The sequence below is a fragment of the Streptomyces sp. NPDC091282 genome, assembly GCF_044757385.1.
Classification (GTDB): Bacteria; Actinomycetota; Actinomycetes; order Streptomycetales; family Streptomycetaceae; genus Streptomyces; species Streptomyces gramineus.
In genome coordinates this window covers 411,140-426,762 of sequence record NZ_JBIVUX010000004.1, presented here as the reverse complement: position 1 = coordinate 426,762, position 15,623 = coordinate 411,140, and the positions used below count along the sequence as shown (strand labels likewise).

Annotated in this window: 10 protein-coding genes and 1 pseudogene; 6 read left to right on the top strand and 5 right to left on the bottom strand. The window is 67.3% G+C overall.

The features are described from left to right. Positions 1-37 precede the first annotated feature (37 nt). A complete protein-coding gene (locus ACIQOE_RS20750; RefSeq protein WP_365553953.1) occupies positions 38-379 on the bottom strand; it encodes a hypothetical protein in 342 nt (113 codons plus the stop codon). Next, positions 376-7,563, bottom strand: coding sequence for an RHS repeat-associated core domain-containing protein (locus tag ACIQOE_RS20745; RefSeq protein ID WP_401412870.1), 7,188 nt, complete (start codon positions 7,561-7,563; stop codon positions 376-378). Before ACIQOE_RS20745 ends, ACIQOE_RS20750 begins: the two co-directional genes overlap by 4 nt. A 301-nt stretch (positions 7,564-7,864) precedes the next feature. On the opposite strand from ACIQOE_RS20745, the gene ACIQOE_RS20740 reads away from it, so the two are divergent. After that, the gene (locus tag ACIQOE_RS20740) at positions 7,865-8,278 is read left to right on the top strand and encodes a hypothetical protein (RefSeq protein ID WP_365553947.1); all 414 of its coding nucleotides are present in this window, start codon (positions 7,865-7,867) and stop codon (positions 8,276-8,278) included. Between the two features lie 152 nt (positions 8,279-8,430). Here ACIQOE_RS20740 and ACIQOE_RS20735 read toward each other — a convergent pair whose 3' ends face one another. After that, a complete protein-coding gene (locus ACIQOE_RS20735; protein WP_399009797.1) occupies positions 8,431-9,315 on the bottom strand; it encodes a helix-turn-helix domain-containing protein in 885 nt (294 codons plus the stop codon). Between the two features lie 170 nt (positions 9,316-9,485). Between ACIQOE_RS20735 and ACIQOE_RS20730 the strand changes: the two genes are divergently transcribed. Genes ACIQOE_RS20730 through ACIQOE_RS20715 form a run of 4 tightly spaced genes read left to right on the top strand, consistent with a single transcriptional unit; the run spans position 9,486 to position 12,768 of the window. Further along, positions 9,486-10,520 (top strand): alcohol dehydrogenase catalytic domain-containing protein, encoded by a 1,035-nt coding sequence (locus ACIQOE_RS20730; protein ID WP_401412868.1) that lies wholly within the window; start codon positions 9,486-9,488, stop codon positions 10,518-10,520. Positions 10,521-10,576: 56 nt separating this feature from the next. After that, positions 10,577-11,551 carry an aldo/keto reductase gene (locus tag ACIQOE_RS20725; RefSeq protein ID WP_365571365.1) on the top strand — a complete coding sequence of 325 codons (975 nt, stop codon included), beginning with the start codon at positions 10,577-10,579 and terminating at the stop codon, positions 11,549-11,551. Continuing rightward, positions 11,551-11,880 carry a carboxymuconolactone decarboxylase family protein gene (locus ACIQOE_RS20720; RefSeq protein WP_365553937.1) on the top strand — a complete coding sequence of 110 codons (330 nt, stop codon included), beginning with the start codon at positions 11,551-11,553 and terminating at the stop codon, positions 11,878-11,880. The genes ACIQOE_RS20725 and ACIQOE_RS20720 overlap by 1 nt, the downstream gene beginning before the upstream one ends. Positions 11,881-11,892: 12 nt before the next feature. After that, positions 11,893-12,768 carry an aldo/keto reductase gene (locus ACIQOE_RS20715; RefSeq protein ID WP_401412865.1) on the top strand — a complete coding sequence of 292 codons (876 nt, stop codon included), beginning with the start codon at positions 11,893-11,895 and terminating at the stop codon, positions 12,766-12,768. Positions 12,769-12,870: 102 nt separating this feature from the next. Here ACIQOE_RS20715 and ACIQOE_RS20710 read toward each other — a convergent pair whose 3' ends face one another. Then, entirely contained in the window at positions 12,871-13,413 is a 543-nt protein-coding gene (locus tag ACIQOE_RS20710) for a hypothetical protein (protein ID WP_351932759.1), read from the bottom strand. A gap of 493 nt (positions 13,414-13,906) precedes the next feature. On the opposite strand from ACIQOE_RS20710, the gene ACIQOE_RS20705 reads away from it, so the two are divergent. Beyond that, positions 13,907-15,313 (top strand): amidase, encoded by a 1,407-nt coding sequence (locus ACIQOE_RS20705; protein WP_401412863.1) that lies wholly within the window; start codon positions 13,907-13,909, stop codon positions 15,311-15,313. Between the two features lie 66 nt (positions 15,314-15,379). Here ACIQOE_RS20705 and ACIQOE_RS20700 read toward each other — a convergent pair. Then, positions 15,380-15,535: pseudogene (locus ACIQOE_RS20700) on the bottom strand (IS5/IS1182 family transposase); the annotation flags it as partial. Positions 15,536-15,623 lie beyond the last annotated feature (88 nt).

Here is a 15,623-nt window from a genome sequence, read left to right as displayed (position 1 = left end):
TATGCCGAAGCCCTGGCCCTGCAGTCCAGGACTGACGTCAGCAGTCGATCAACGACCTGGCGGCCTCATTACCTGCTGCCGTGTTGGCGATCCAGACGCGACTGCCCAGCTTGGGATCCCAGGAAAATCGCTCAAGGTCATCGAGCACCAGCTGAACAACTTCGTCGGCTCCTCCCCGCCACGGCGAAAATCCCTCTGCAGCGAGTTCACCAACCTGGACCAGATTACTTTCGAGCAAAAAGTGGAGGAGTTCCACGAAGAAAGCTCTCCAAAGAGGCCCCTGTTTTTCTTCTCGCGCAGCCCAGATGAGCTGATCGATAGGGACCCAGTCATCTAGTCCTTCGATCAAGACGTCGGAGAAAACACGGCTTTCGATCATGGCAAGTGCACCTTCAATGGTTTTCCGCCGCTACCGGGCTGGATGTCGATTGTCGCCCCGCCAGATGCAGACGCCGTTCTCCACTGCATTACGGTGCCATCTTCGAGTCGATATACATCGGGAATCTTCGGTCCTCGCGCTGGGAGTTGCTCCGCTCCGGCAGTCCAGCGCTCGAACGCATCGCGCATGGTCTGCTCGTCAGACATCTCTCGAACGTGCCCCTGTTTTCCCTTCGGCAGGCTATCGAACTCGGATTTCCATACACCGCAGATTCCATTGCTGTTGTGAACGAGGATCGGAGTGTCGCCCGCGAGTACATAGTACGTGTGCAGTTGCTGCACTGTGAGGTTCCAGCGATCGGCCGAACCGGGAGTCGGACGAGTGCTGACTACCGTGGCGTGGGCATTGTTTATTGTCTCCAGGCCGTCGCCTCTGTGGAGCCTGTCGGCACGTACCCACCGGTGCGCGGTGGCGTTCCAGAAGGGGTGGCCAGCAGTGGTGTGAATGATCGCTGTTCCACCGCCCGCGACGCGGACAACAAAGTCGAGCAGGTCCGCGTCATGGTTGATCCATACCTGTTGTACCTCGCGAGCACCTACATGCTCACCTGTTTTCTGGTCGGCTGCTTCAACCTTGTCACCGGGCTGTATCTTCCCGATGGGTCTGCTTTTTCCGTCTTCCATCAGGACGGGCGTGTCGGGTGAGAAGCTGCACGGCCTGACGGTTTCTACCTCTGCAGTTTCGCCGAGCTGAAGAGCCGAACCTTCGCCGAGTCCGAGAGCGTAGGCGAATCCGGGGCCGACCGCTTCTTGGGCATGATCCCAGACGCGTGCGTCTCTCTGACATTGGGACATGTGGTCCAAGCAGTAGGTGGCGGCGATGTGCTTCGCGCCGGCTATGTCGCCTGGGTGCCGCGAGATGTATTCGTAGGCCTTGTTGCAGGCAGTGCGGCCGTAGCAGACGATTTCAGATTCACCAGAAATATTTGTTCTGGGGTACCAGTAGCCGCCGTCCATACTGGAAGCGAGTTTGTTGGGTCCGAATTGGTAGAACTGTCTGCCGAGAGCTTTTGAGTCGGTTGTTCCTGGCGTTACCGTGCTCACCCAGCTCTGCTCTGCTTCGCCCTGACTGGGTGTGCTGTCGCTGCCTTGGTGATTCTTCGCGATCTCGTCGCATTGCGCCCCTGTGCCGCACATCAGGCCATCGGAGTTCACGGCGCCGAGGCCGGAGGGGTCCATGTAGTTGATGGGGTCGTTGTTGGTGTAGCTGTAGGCGGAGAGGTTTTGTGGGTTGTAGGGGGTGATGAGTGGGTCGGGGCTGAGGAAGCGCGCAAGGTGGGGGTCGTAGGGTCGGGCGCCGAGGAGAGAGAGGCCGGTGCTGGTGTCTTCGGTTTTGCCGAGGAAGCCGTTGCTGGTTCCGGTGGGGAGAGTGCCGGAGCGTTCGTCGCCGAAGGGGGTGTAGCGGCGGCGGGTGGTGGTGCCGGTGGCGGCGTTGACGGTGAGCTGGGTGGAGGCCTGGTTGTCGGCCATCAGGTAGGTGAGGGTGTTGCCGCTTGGGGTGCCGGCGGTGGTGCGCATGGCGACGGTGGCGCTGCCGCAGGTGTAGTAGCGGGTGGCGGTGGTTTTGGTGCCATCGTTGTGGAGTTCCATGCCGCCGAGGTAGGCGATGGTCTCCTGCGGGGTAGTGCGCACGAGGAGGGCGCCGTCGGCGTCGTAGGCGTAGCGGGTGAGTTTGGCGCCGGTGGAGTCGGTGACGGTGGCGGTGGAGAGCTGGCCTTGGGGGGTCCAGGTGTAGTCGGAGGTTTTGCCGGGTTCGATGTGTTTGAGCATCTGGCCGGCGGTGTCGTACTGGAAGTCTTCGGTGCCGGTGATGGTGGTGCCGGTCTTGATGTTGATCTTGCGGACGCCGTGGAGCTGGGGGGTGTTGGCGGTGGTCCAGGTGCCGCTGTCGTTGTAGCCGGGGTAGAGGTAGTCCCGGTTGACGGCCTTGCCGGTGGAGTCGGTGTCGGTGACGGACTGCAGGTTGCCCAGCCGGTCATAGGTGTAGGCGGTCTGGTACGGGGCTTCGCCCTGGAAGTCGGAGGTGGTGGCGAGCCAGCAGGGCAGAGAGCTGGTGGTGTCGGCGCTGTTCAGGCGGCCCTGGTCGTCGTAGGTGAAGCACTGTGACTGGGCAGTCTGGCCGGTGGCCTGTTCGCGGATCTGGGTGATGCGGCCGTCGTTGTCGTAGCTGTAGGCGTCTTGTTGGCGTTGCTGGGTGGTGGACTGGTCGACGGTGGTGGTTGTGGTGATGCCGGTCAGCTGGCGGGTGCCGTCGTCCAGGTCGTAGTCGTAGTGGCGGTCCGCGGTGACGGTGTTGGTGCCGACGGTGGGGTTGCCGTAGTAGCGGTCGGCGAGCTGGCCGTAGGGGTTGTACGTGGTGTTCTTGACGTAGGTCTGGGTGGTGGAGGCAAGGCTGATGGGCTGGCCGTCGTTGTCGTAGGTGGTGTTGACGGTCTCCGCGGGCAGGCCGCCGGCGGCGGGATAGTGGACGGCGGTGATGTGGTCGGCGGCGTCGTAGTCGTAGCTGGTGGTGTAGTCGCCGGCCAGGCCGTTGACGGCGGCGGGGAGGGTGACGGTGGTACTGAGCGGGCGTCCGCGGCTGTCGAAGGAGCCGGTCTTGACGGTGTAGGTGTTGCCGTTGGTGTCGGTGCTGGTGGCGGAGGTGATCTGGCCCTTGCCGCCGCTCACCCCGAGTCCGTCCCACTGCCACGAGGCCAGCGTGGTGGTGCCCTTGCTGACGGAGATCTGGCGTCCGAGGGTGTCGTAGCCGTAGGTGAGGGTGTTGGTCGGCCAGTTCAGGACCGGGTCGACGACCTTGTTGCCGACCGTGCTCACGCGGCCGTTGTGATCGTAGGTGGTCTTGGTGACACCGGAATCGGGGTCGTCAGCCTCCGTGCGGTTGCCGGCCCAGTCGTAGGAGTAGTGGGTGTTGTTGCCGCGCGGGTCGCTGATCTGCTGCAGCTGGCCCTTGTCGTCGTAGGTGTATTTGGTGGTGTAGGTGGAGGCGCCGTTGTGCTCGACGACCTGTGAGGGCCGCCCGAAGACATCGGTGTAGGTGTCAGTGGCTCCGGACGCGGGCGTGGTGACAGTGCTGTAGTCGCCGTGGTAGGCGGTCCAGGTCTGGCCTTCGGCGATGGCGCGTGTGCTGGTGCCGTCACCGACGAGGAGCTGGGACATGGTGGTGCGGCCGGCCCAGTCGAGGGTGAGGTCGGTGTAGGAGGGCAGGTCCTCGACCTTGGGACTGACTGGGGCGGGCAGGCCCGCGAAGCCTGCGGAGCGGAAGACCGGGGAGGTCCCGGTGACGTTGCCGGCCGAGTCGTAGCGGGTCACCGCTACGTGCTTGTACGGCTTGGTGGGCGACTCGGACGCGATGCCGGCTTGGGTCTCCCGGGCCCGGCCGAGGCCGTCGGTGTAGGCGTAGGAGGTGATGTAGGTGCTGCCGGACTGGAGGGTGGATGTCGTCGTCATGGGGTAGCCGACGACGGAGTCCGGCACGTCACCGCTGGGGTCGGTGGGAATGTCGTAGGCGAATTTCAGGGACGGGTTGGCGCCGGTTTCGGTGGGTTCCCACACCTCGGTGACGCGTCCGGCCGCGTCGAGGGTGAGCTTGGATATGTCGCCGTTGGCGTCCTTGGTCTGGTAGGGCACCCCCCAGAAGCGGGAACTCCACACGGTGCTGGTGAGCGGCCCTCGGGTGCTCTGTGAGCCGTCGGGGTCGGGGGTAGTGGTGGTGACGCCGTTCAGCGGCCAGTTGCTGGACGGGGTGTAAGTGGTGGTGGTGCGGTTGTTGTCAGCGTCCTGAGACCAGATCTGCCGGCCCGCGGCGTCGTAGCCGAACGTCGAACGCTTCGGATCCGTGTCGCCGGCCTCGGTGTATGTGCCGGTTGCGGTGGCGTTGCCGTCGGCCGGGTGGTTCGCCGTCACGGAGGCGGCGTTGTCGTACAGGGTGTAGGAGTAGGAGTCCTGGTTGGAAGAGTCCCGGTCGGCGCAGCTGCCTCCGCCGGTGTCGTAGTGGCGGGTCTCATCGTTGAGGATCATCCACCGCTGGATCTGGCTGCCGTCGAAGTAGTCGGTGTTGTAGGCGCGGCCGTAGGTGGTGCACTGGTTGTCGGCGACACCCTGCTCGCCTTGGTCGTCGGTGCGCAGGGGCAGGCCGTAGACGGCGGAGGTGTCGGTGCCGGCGTCGTATTCGTTCTGGACGACGTGGGTGCGCCAGCCGGTGGAGATCTTCGTGTCGGTGGTGGTCTGGTCCTCGCGGACGAACCGTGCGTCGGGCAGACCCACGTAGCTGGAGGTCGTGTGGGTCCAGTAGTCGTGGAAGACGCGCTGCTGGGAACTGCCGGTGTCGTCGCGGGTGGAGGTTTCGATGGTGTGGCCCTGCAGCCAGGCGGAGTCCGTGTAGCTGGTGCCCTCGCCGTCGGTGACGGATACCGAGCGGGTTTTGGACGGGTTGGACTTGTCGGTGCGGTCGCCGTCCAGGCCGCGGTAGAGCCAGCTGACGGTGGCGTGCTTGACGGCGCCGGTGCCGGTGGTGACTTCCACCGTGTGGTAGCCGCGCCAGTCCGACCACGACTCGTCGGCGTCCTTGGTGAGGGGGTCGTTGGTGAAGCGCCAGCCGGCCCCGCCGTCATAGACGTAGCTGGTGGTCATCTCCGGCGCGCCGTCCTGGCTGCTGGTGACCGTTGGGTCGACTGTCACCTTGGTGACCAGGAACTTCTTGAACCAGCCGGTCTTTTCGGTGCCGCCCTCGGGCGTCCACTTCTGCCAGAAGCAGTCCTTGGTGTTGGAGGCCTCGCTGGGCAGGTCGTCGATGCTGCAGGCGTCGGGAGCGTCGTAGGTGACGGTGGTGGTGGCCCCCAGGTCACCGTGGATGGTGTTGACGCGGCGGAAGTTCAGCTCGCTGGAGCCGACCTGGTTGTCCAGGTCGATGCCGTTGAAGTTGATGACGGGAAGCACCTGGTTCGTGCCGGTTCCGTAGGCCTCGCGCTGAACGTAGTCGAGCCACAGTGTCTTGCCGATTGTGCCCGCCGGGTTGGGCAGGCCGTGCTTGGTCTGGTACTGCTGCACCAGATCCCACCCGTCCGCGGTGGTATTCAGCACGAAGGTTTTGATGTCCCAGAGCATGTCCGTGCTGAAGAACGTCGGATAGTACGTCTTGCCCGCGCAGTAGTAGTCCGCCGCGGTGCCGTCGCACATCAGGTCCAGCGGCACGTCCGGGTAGGACGCGGGGTTGGAGGAGATCGACGGGCACGCGGCCGGTTCGTCGCGCAGCGGGTCCGTCTCCGCCATGCGCTCCACACAGCGTTTGACGTGGCTGAGCTCCACCTTGCCGGTCGGCTTGGAGCCGGCGATCTGGGAGGCCCAGCCGTACTGGATGCTGGTGAGGTAGCCGGAGGACGTGTACGCGCGGGCCTTGTCGGCGTTGGCGACGGAGCGGTAGTAGTTCGTCTCCTTGTCGTAGTGGTAGGAGGCCTCTACCTCGTTGGGGTCGACGGTGCGGTCGAGGTTCCACCGCCACGCCTGCGTGCACGGCTCCGGGAACTGCGCGTGGCACGGCTCGCCTTCATCATTGCCGACGACCGGTTCGGTGAACACCGATCCGGTCGCGGCCTGGGTGCGTTCGTCGCGGCCCCAGCCGAAGTAGTAGCGGCTGCCGTCCTGGCTGGAGATCACCCAGTACTCGTCATCCGCACCGTGACCACCGGACGTGATGTGCTGCACGCGCCAGCCCGGATCATCCTGCACGTGGTAGGAGCCGGTTCCGGTGTTGTCCTGGATGAGCTGGGAGGTCACGCCGTTGAAACTGATGACGTAAACAGCTCCGTCCGGCTCCTTCGAGCTGTTCGGAGAGTCCCAGCACATGTCACCGATCGTCGTCAGGCCGTCGTCGGTGCAGTTGCGGTAGCGGCGCTCGATGTAGCCGACATTCAGGTCCCAGCCCATGCCGACCCAGGACGCCTGGTTGTTGGTCGCCGAGGTCCGCCCGTCGACCGACTGCGAGTTGTACGACATCGTCAACGACGGCGCCTTGCCCTGCGCCGGGGAGGGCAGGCTGACGGGCAGGCTGTAGGTGAATGCACCCGAGCCGGTCGACACGTCCCACGAACCCGTCGGCGACAGCGTGGACGCCCGGTAGTCACCCTGATTCGAGGACGAGCCCGTCGCCACGGCATAGACGGAGGCCGAGCTGTTGACCATCTGGGAGGACAGGCCGTCGCTGTCGGGCTCCGCGTCGACCGTCGCGGTCAGCGTGCCCTTCGCGGTGTCGTTGTCCACGGGCACGGACTCCCGCTGCCGGCATTCCTCGGCGTCCGGCGTCTGCAGGGCACAGGCGGGCATCTTCACCAGGAGCAGTCGGTCGGCGAAATCTCCGCCGTAGGCGTACTTGAAGCCCGAGTAGTCGATCGAGACCTGCACGTGCCCGGGCGAGGCGACACCGTCCGTGCGGAGCACCTGCACACCCATCCCGATACCGCCCGCGGGGGCGACATCGTCGCGGTCCAGGACGCGTACCTCGACCTGGTCCGGTGTCACCGGATCCTCGTCGCCCGCAGGCGTCGACGCAGAGTCCGACGGCTGAGGCGACTGACTCGCTCCCGAGTCCGGATCTGCAGGCGTGGACGCCGTCGCATCGGCCGTGGCTGTGGCAGAAGGCTCCGCGGCCGGACTGCCGGTGCCGACCGCGCCGGGCGACGAGTCACCGGGCGCGGTCGGCTGCGGAGAAGAAGTGTCCTCATCGGCGAGCCTCGCACGGGACAACTGCGCCGAGGCGCCACCGCGGTCATCCACGGGCGCGACCTCGACCACGTCCGCGACCTCGCTGCTGCCGCTGCTTGCGGAAGCGGACGGACTCGCGGTGACCGTACCCGGATCGCCCGGCGCCGCCTGCGACAGATCCACCGTCGCCTCGGCGGCCTTCGGCCATTTCGGGGTCGGCAGCGCCTTACCCGCTTCCTCGGCCTGCTGCGGTGGCACCGTCCCCACCGGCTGCGCCGGCACCACCGGCGTCCCGTCATCCGAGGACGCCGCGGCGGTCGCCTGGAGCGGCGACACCGCCCCCGCTGTCGACAACAGACCCGCCAGCACGGCACCCGCCACACCGACGGAGAACCCGCGCAAACGCCGAGCCGCCACCAGCACACCCACCCCACACCAGCCCCACACTCACGCGCAGACACCGGCACTCACAGAAGACCGAACAGAAACAGACAGCACAGAACAGCCGGCCCACAACATTCGGCGAGCCGACCCGACCAGAAACTGATCAATGAAGCGAGACTGTAAAACGTGTGAATGGCCTGTGAACAGTGAGGATGACCGCAGGTTCCCGACATGACAGGTGACGTCGATCACAAAAGCGCCCGCGCCGCAGACGCCACAGCCCTCCTCATCGCACAACCGAGACAGCAACTGCCGCAGCGGCAATTGGCATTGCAGACGCAACTGCATGACCAGCACTTGGCGATACCGCCGCCGGATCAACGGCAGCGCCGGAAGGAGGCTCTGCGCGTTCCGTCAGCGCCTTCGGGTGGAGTCAGTCCCGGCACTCCGCCTCCGCGAACCGCCGCCGGGCGGCAAGCCTGACGCAATGATCCTCATGGGTAATTTCGCCGGAGAAGCGAACCGGACGCCGGAACTACTGGAGATCCTGCGTCGGTACGCCGTGGAACCCCGGGTCGAACTCATCGAGACCACACTGGCGCGGCTGCAGAAACGGGATGCGGTGCACGGGAGCGTCGACCGGCACACCGTCGCGACACTGTGCTTCGGAAGCTACTTCGCCTCGTTCTACCGCGGTGACACCAAGGCGGGGCTGGCGGAGCGGGTCACCGCCCTGATCTGGCCGGCGATCGCCAAGTGAAGCCAGTTACCGAGTCTTGCGCCGGGCCCGACTATCGACCGTCACGGTGGAAGACCTTCCCCATCCGTTCGATTCCCTGCGAGGCGTGCAGTGGGGTTGGGGAGCAGGTACCGGGGACTCGATCGGAGGACGGTGTCGGTGGGTGTCCGGCTTCAGTCGTTGCTGGGGGCGGTCTGCACGGTAGCTGGCGTGTTCCAGCTGGCGAGGAGGTTGAGGGCGTCGGCGTCGCGGCTGCCGGGGGCGACGCCGCAGATGATGAGGTACAGCCCGTCGTCGGCGGTGAGCTGCATGGTCTCGTAGTTGAAGGTCATGTCGCCGACCAGGGGGTGGGTGATGCGTTTGGCTCCGGCGCGGTGGCGGCGTACTTCGTGGCGGGCCCAGCGGCGGTCGAAGGTGTCTCCGCGGGTGGACAGTTCGCCGATGAGGTCGGACAGGGCCTTGTCGTGGGGGTTGCGGCCGACCTCGGCGCGCAGGGTGGCGACGTTCTGGTCGGCGACGGCGTCCCAGTCGGGGTAGAACTCGGCGGCGGCCGGGTCGAGGAAGGTGAAGCGGGCGGAGTTGGCGGGGCGGGCGGGGCTGTCGAAGACGGGCGCGAACAGGGCGCGGGCCAGGGCGTTGCCGGCCAGCAGGTCTAGGCGGCCGTTGCGGATGTAGGCGGGTACGCCGTGCATGGCTTCGAGCATGTTCCACAGTTCCGGGCGCAGGGTGCGGCGGGCCGGGTGGCGCGGGGCGCGCGCCTGGGAGGTGGTGTTGGCGGCGCGGACCAGGTCGAACAGGTGGGCGCGTTCGGCGTCGTCCAGGAGCAGGGCGCCGGCGATGGCGTCGAGGACGGCGTCGGTGGCGCCGCGGGCGTCGCCGCGTTCCAGGCGGGTGTAGTAGGGCACGCTGACTCCGGCGAGCTGGGCGACTTCCTCGCGGCGCAGTCCGGGGACGCGGCGTGCTCCGGCGAGCGGGGAGATCGTGAGCCCGGCTTGCTCGGGGGTGATCCGGGCGCGGCGGGTGGTGAGGAAGTCGCGGATCTCGCTGCGTCGGTCCATACCTCGACACTACGGCCGGACACCTGGTCGGGTGCGGGCGTGGGGGTCCTTGTCAGGGTCCCTTTGGCGGCTCCGTTCGGCCGCTGCGCGGTGTTCGCTGGAATGGAGGCAGCCGCCCTGACTGCCGCCCGGCCGGGTGCCGGGATTGCCCCTGCGAGAGAGCCGAAGTCATGCGCGCAACCCTGCTCCGTCAGGCCGGTGACGTCAGCGTCGAGGACGTTGCGGATCCGAAGGTCCAGCAGCCCACCGATGCGGTGGTGCGGATCGTGCTGGGGTGTATCTGCGGGAGCGATCTGTGGCCGTACAAGTCGCAGCCGCTGACCGAGCACCCCCGGCAGATGGGCCATGAGTTCCTGGGGGTGGTCGAGGAGACCGGCCCGCAGGTCACCACGGTCAGGCCGGGGGATCTGGTGGTGGCGCCGTTCACCTATAGTGACGGCACGTGCGAGTACTGTCGCGCCGGGCTGCACACCTCCTGTGAGCAGGGCGGCCCGTGGGGCGTGAACGGTGTGGACGGCGGCCAGGGCCAGGCAGCCCGGGTCCCGTTTGCGGACGGCACGCTGGTCAAGCTGCCGGTGGGCGAGGACTCCGAGCTGCTGCGGGACCTGCTCACCCTCTCGGATGTGCTGTGCACCGGCTATCACGCCGCCCGCACCGCCGGCGTGAGCGCGGGCGACAGCGTGACCGTGGTCGGCGACGGCGCGGTGGGCCTGTCCGCCGTCATCGCCGCCAAGCTGCTCGGCGCGGAGCAGATCATCCTCATGGGCCGCCACACAGCGCGCACCGACCTCGGCCGCGAGTTCGGCGCCACCGACGTCGTCGCCGCCCGCGGCCAGGAGGGCGTGGCAGCGGTGCGGGAGCTGACGGGCGGGCGCGGCACGCTGCGGGTGCTGGAGTGCGTGGGCCTCAAGGACGCCCTCGTTCAGGCGACCGGCGTGGTGCGCGACGGCGGCACGATCAGCCGTGTCGGCGCACCGCAGTACCCGGAGGTCCCGCTCGCCTTCCCCGAGTTCCTGCGCAACGTCACTCTGACCGGTGGCGTCGCCCCTGCCCGTGCCTACATCGACGAACTCATGCCGCACATCCTGGACGGCACCATCCACCCCGGCCGGGTGTTCGACCGCACCGTGGCGCTGGAGGACGTGGCCGAGGGCTACCGGCTGATGAACGACCGCGAAGCCCTCAAGGTCATCGTCCGCCCCTGACCGCGGGCAACAGCGCCACCATCCACCACCTGCTCGACCGAAGGACGGAGATCCTCGTGAAGCACATTCGCCTGCGCGACCTGGATGTCGCCCGAATCGGCCTGGGAGCCATGGGCATGTCCCACGGCTACACCGGCGCCGGCACCGATGACGACCAGTCGATCCGCACCATCCACCGCGCCCTCGGCCTGGGCGTCACCCTTCTCGACACCGCCGAGGTCTACGGCCCGTTCACCAACGAGGAGCTGGTCGGCCGCGCGCTGAAGGGACGCCGGGAGCAGGTGGTGCTGGCGACCAAGTTCGGCCTGATCTCCCACACCGGCCGCGAGGGCGGCACCGACAGCAGCCCCGCCGGCATCCGCACCGCCGTCGAGGGCTCCCTGACGCGCCTGGGCACCGACTACATCGACCTGTACTACCAGCACCGCGTGGACCCCGGCACCCCCATCGAGGAGACCGTCGGGACGCTCGCGGAGCTGGTGGCCGAGGGAAAGATCCGGCACATCGGCCTGTCCGAGGCCGGCCCCGAGACCATCCGCCGCGCCCACGCCGTCCACCCGGTCACCGCCGTGCAGTCCGAGTACAGCCTGTTCACGCGCGATCCCGAGGCGCGGGTCCTGCCGGTCCTGCGCGAACTGGGCATCGGCTTCGTCCCCTTCTCCCCCCTCGGCCGCGGCTTCCTGACCGGCGCCATCCGCTCGCGGGCGGACTTCGACACCACCGACTTCCGCGCCGACAACCCCCGCTTCACCGAAGCCAACTTCCAGCACAACCTGAACCTGGCGGACCAGGTCGCCGCCATCGCCGCCGAAAGCGAGGCCACCCCAGGACAGGTCGCCCTGGCATGGCTGCTGGCCCAGGGCGAGGACATCGCCCCGATCCCGGGCACCCGCCGCGTGGAGCGCGTCGAGGAGAACACCGCCGCCGACGTCCTCCACCTGACCGAGGACCAGCTCGCCCGCCTGAGCGCACTGCCGCCCGCCGCGGGAGACACCCACAACCCCGCGCAGATGAAGATGATGGAACGCTGATGAGCAGCACCAACCCCCGAGTAGCACCCGACCTGGTCCGCCGCCACGCCCCCAAGCTGGCCGACCTGACCGACGACGTGCTCTTCGCCGACATCTGGCAGCGTCCCGGCCTGACCCCGCGCGAACGCAGCCTGATCACCGTCGCCACCCTCGCCGCGCTCGGCCGCGACGCCCAGCTGACCGGCCACCTGCAACGCGCCCTGGACAACGGTCTGACCCACGACGAACTCGCCGAGGCCATCACCCACCTCGCGTTCTACGCCGGCTGGCCCGCCGCCATGACCGCCACCACCCTCCTGGCACAGATCACGGACGAACAGCACAGCTGAGGAGCACCCCCCGTGCAGCACCTGCCCCTGAACAACGGCGTGACCATGCCCGCCCTCGGGTTCGGCGTCTTCCAGACCCCGCCCGACGTCACCGAACAGGCCGTCACCTCCGCTCTGGAGAACGGCTACCGGCTCATCGACACCGCCGCCGCCTACGCCAACGAACGCGAGGTCGGCAACGCCATCCGCAACTCCGGCCTGCCGCGCGAGGAGGTCTTCATCGAGACCAAGGTCTGGATCAGCGACTACGGCTACGACCAGACCCTGCACGCCTTCGACAAGAGCGCCGGCAAGCTCGGCGTCGAGACCATCGACCTGATCATCCTCCACCAGGCCCTGCCCGGCCGCTTCGACCTCACCACCGAGGCCTACCGCGCCCTGGAAACCCTGCTCGCCGACGGCAAGGCCCGAGCGATCGGCGTCAGCAACTTCATGCCCGACCACCTCGACGCCCTCCTCAAGCAGGCGAGCGTGGTACCAGCCGTCAACCAGGTCGAAGTCCACCCCTACTTCACCCAGCCCGCAGTCCAGGCCGCCAACACCGCCCACGGCATCCTCACCCAGGCGTGGTCCCCCATCGGCGGCATCACCAGCTACCGCGGCACCAGCACCAGCACCTTCGACGACCCCACCCTCACCTCCATCGCCACCGCCCACGGCAAGACCCCCGCCCAGGTCATGCTCCGCTGGCACCTCCAGCAAGGCCGCAACGCCATCCCCAAGTCCGTCCGCCCCCAGCGCATCACCGAGAACATCGACATCTTCGACTTCCAGCTCACCCCAGCCGAACTCGAGGCCATCGATGCCCTCGACACCGGCACCCGCGGCGGCCCCGAACCCGAGGCCATCACCCTCGAAGCCTTCGGCCGCGACATCCCCGAAGCCTGACCCGCCCCCACACGCCAAGCCCTCGCAGCCCGCGGCACCGCCCGTAGAACCAGGTGCCCGTGCCACGCGGGCTTGGCGCGTTCGATCCGCTGACGTGGACCTTCACGTCAGTTCATCAGGCACTGAGGTACCGAGGTGGCGCAGAAGGGTTCCGACCTTGCGGTCCAGCTCGCGCCCCACGTCGGTGATGTCGGAGCGGCCCAGTGCGGCAACGGTGTCGCTCGGCCGATCGATGGCGAACAACGTCTCGCCCGAGGGCGACTCGTGAATCGTGGTGCGCAGGGGTGCGTAGAGGAGGGCTCCTGCGTCATGCCGGTACATACGCTCGGCGATGGTGTGATTGCCCATCAGGTACTCGGTACAGCGGGCTCGGTTGCCGGCCAGCCCGAACAGCGGCTGGGCGTCGAACTTCCAGTAGATCATGAAGCCCAGCGGGCCATTGGCTTCGGCGAGGTCGATCACGGCGCTCCACGGCGCCTGCTGCGCAACGAGATCGAAGGTGCGCTCGTAGTCGAGTGGCGGAACGGCCCGTTCGTAGCGCGCCCGGAACTGCTCGTAGCCCTCGTCGACGGCGACCTCCAGCCGCGTGACAGGACGCGAGGGCGCGCGAACCGCAGGATGGGCCGCGGAGACGTTATGGGTCATGACGATCTCCTTCTGGCTCTCACAATCAGCGTAGGTCTGCGGGCGCGGTTGTGCCGTGCAGGCCGGCAGCATGCCGGTCCTGGGCAGGGGCCTCAGTGTCTTCGCGGATCGCCTGCCCGGCTGGTTCAGCCGCTTTCGCCGCCGACCCAGGGTGGGACCGGGTTCGGACATCCCGCACACGGTGCGCCGCGCGGGCAAAGCGGGAATCATGGAGACAGTCGGCTGGATCAAGCAGACGACCGTCGGGGGCGTCGTGGCGGCCTGTGCGTGCTCACGACGGCAGCCGCGCGATCTCCGGGGCCCTGGGTAACTGTGGGACCGGGGTCAGCATGATCACGACGTCGCGCGGCCTGGGCATCCGGCCGTGCCACAACAGCCGCCCACCAGGTCTCTGCGCCTGACGATCCCGCCGCCCGCGGCCCATGAAGTCCAGGCAGCGCCACAGATTACGGGTCGGAGAGCAGGCGCAGACCGGTGTCAGAGAGGCTTCATCATGACTGTCGATCTCGTTTATGCCGACGCGAGCAAACTAGCGGAGCTGATCCGTACCGGGGAGGTTTCCTCGGTGGAGGTGGTCCAGGCACACCTCGATCGTATCGAGGCCACGAACCCGAGGCTCAACGCCGTCGTCACGCGCGTCGATCAGGTGCTGGACGCCGCGACAGCAGCGGACGAGGCCCTCGCCGCGGGCAGCGAAGTGGGCCCCCTGCACGGCGTGCCTTTCACGGCCAAGGACTCCTTCGACACCGCCGGCGTGCTCACCCAGCGAGGTTCGCCGATCTTCGCAGGGCGTATCCCGGACACAGACTCCACCGCGGTGGCACGCATGAAGAGCGCCGGCGCGATCCTGGTGGCAAAGACCAATCTCCCGGAGTTCTCCTACTGGGTCGAGACGGACAACCTGCTGACCGGCAGAACGAACAACCCCTGGGACGTGAACCGCTCGTCCGGCGGGTCCAGCGGCGGGGAGTCCGCCGCCATTGCGGCCGGCATGTCGCCCCTCGGGCTCGGCAGCGACCTGTCGATCTCAGTGCGCGGGCCGGCGGCCGACACCGGCATCATGGCCCTCAAACCCACGCACGGACGCATCCCGATGACGGGCATCTGGCCGCGGCAACCACGCCGCAACTGGCACGTCGGGCCCATGGCCCGCAGCATCCGCGACCTGGCACTCGCGTACTCACTGCTGGCCGGACCCGACGGCAACGACGGCTTCGCCACCGTCCCACCCGACTTCGACACAGGCCTGGGCAGCTCACCCGACCGGCCCGTGCGCCTGGGCTGGCTGGTCGACTCGGGACTCGGTCCCACCGACACCGAGGTCGCAGCCACCGTCCACGCGGCCGCTGAAGCCCTCCGGTCAGCTGGAGCGCAGGTCGATTCCGTGAACATCCCGGCTCTTGAGCACGACAACCCGCTGGAGCTCTGGAACAAGCTGAGCATCATGGAGGTGAAACCAGCCTTCCAGCAGGTCACAGCCGGCCACGAGGATCAGATGTTCAGCTACTCCAAGTTCGTGGCGGAACTACCCGACACGTCTATGGAGGACTTCGTCCAGGCCGAGCAGGCAGTCGAACGGCTCCGGGACGGATTCGCGGAGTACTTCCACCAGTACGACGCACTGCTGATGCCGGTCACGACGATCCCCGCCCATGAACACCAACTCGAACAGTTCACACTCGACGGCCGGACCATGGGCGCCTTCCATGTGTCATCAACGACCGTCCCGTTCAACCTGACAGGACATCCGGCCCTCTCGATGCGGTTCGGCACCAGCAGCGACGGAATGCCGATCGGTGTGCAGCTGGTCGCCAACCCGCACGCGGAATCCACGATTCTGCACCTCGCCTCGCTCCTCGAAACACTCAGCCCAGTCCGCGACCAGCACCCCTCCCTCTGACAAGCCGACAGCGGCCGAAGACAGCACCACCAAAGTGAGTGAGCGTTTGGTTCTTGCTTGTCGGCTTCATTTGGTGCGGCTGGTGCGCCAGTTGGGTGTTGCTTCGTGGGTGAGGCAACGGGTCATGAGGTTGACGGCGGCGAGCTGGATCATGGCGACTGACCGGTGGGGGTGCGTTTCGTAGTCGCATGCCAGGCGGCGGTGGTGCATGAGCCAGCCGAGGGGTGCAGGCTGGCGAAGAAGTGGCCGGTCCCCTGCGGCCACGCGGCCCAGCCCATCATCTTTTCCTCTTGGGTCCACTCTGTCCGGT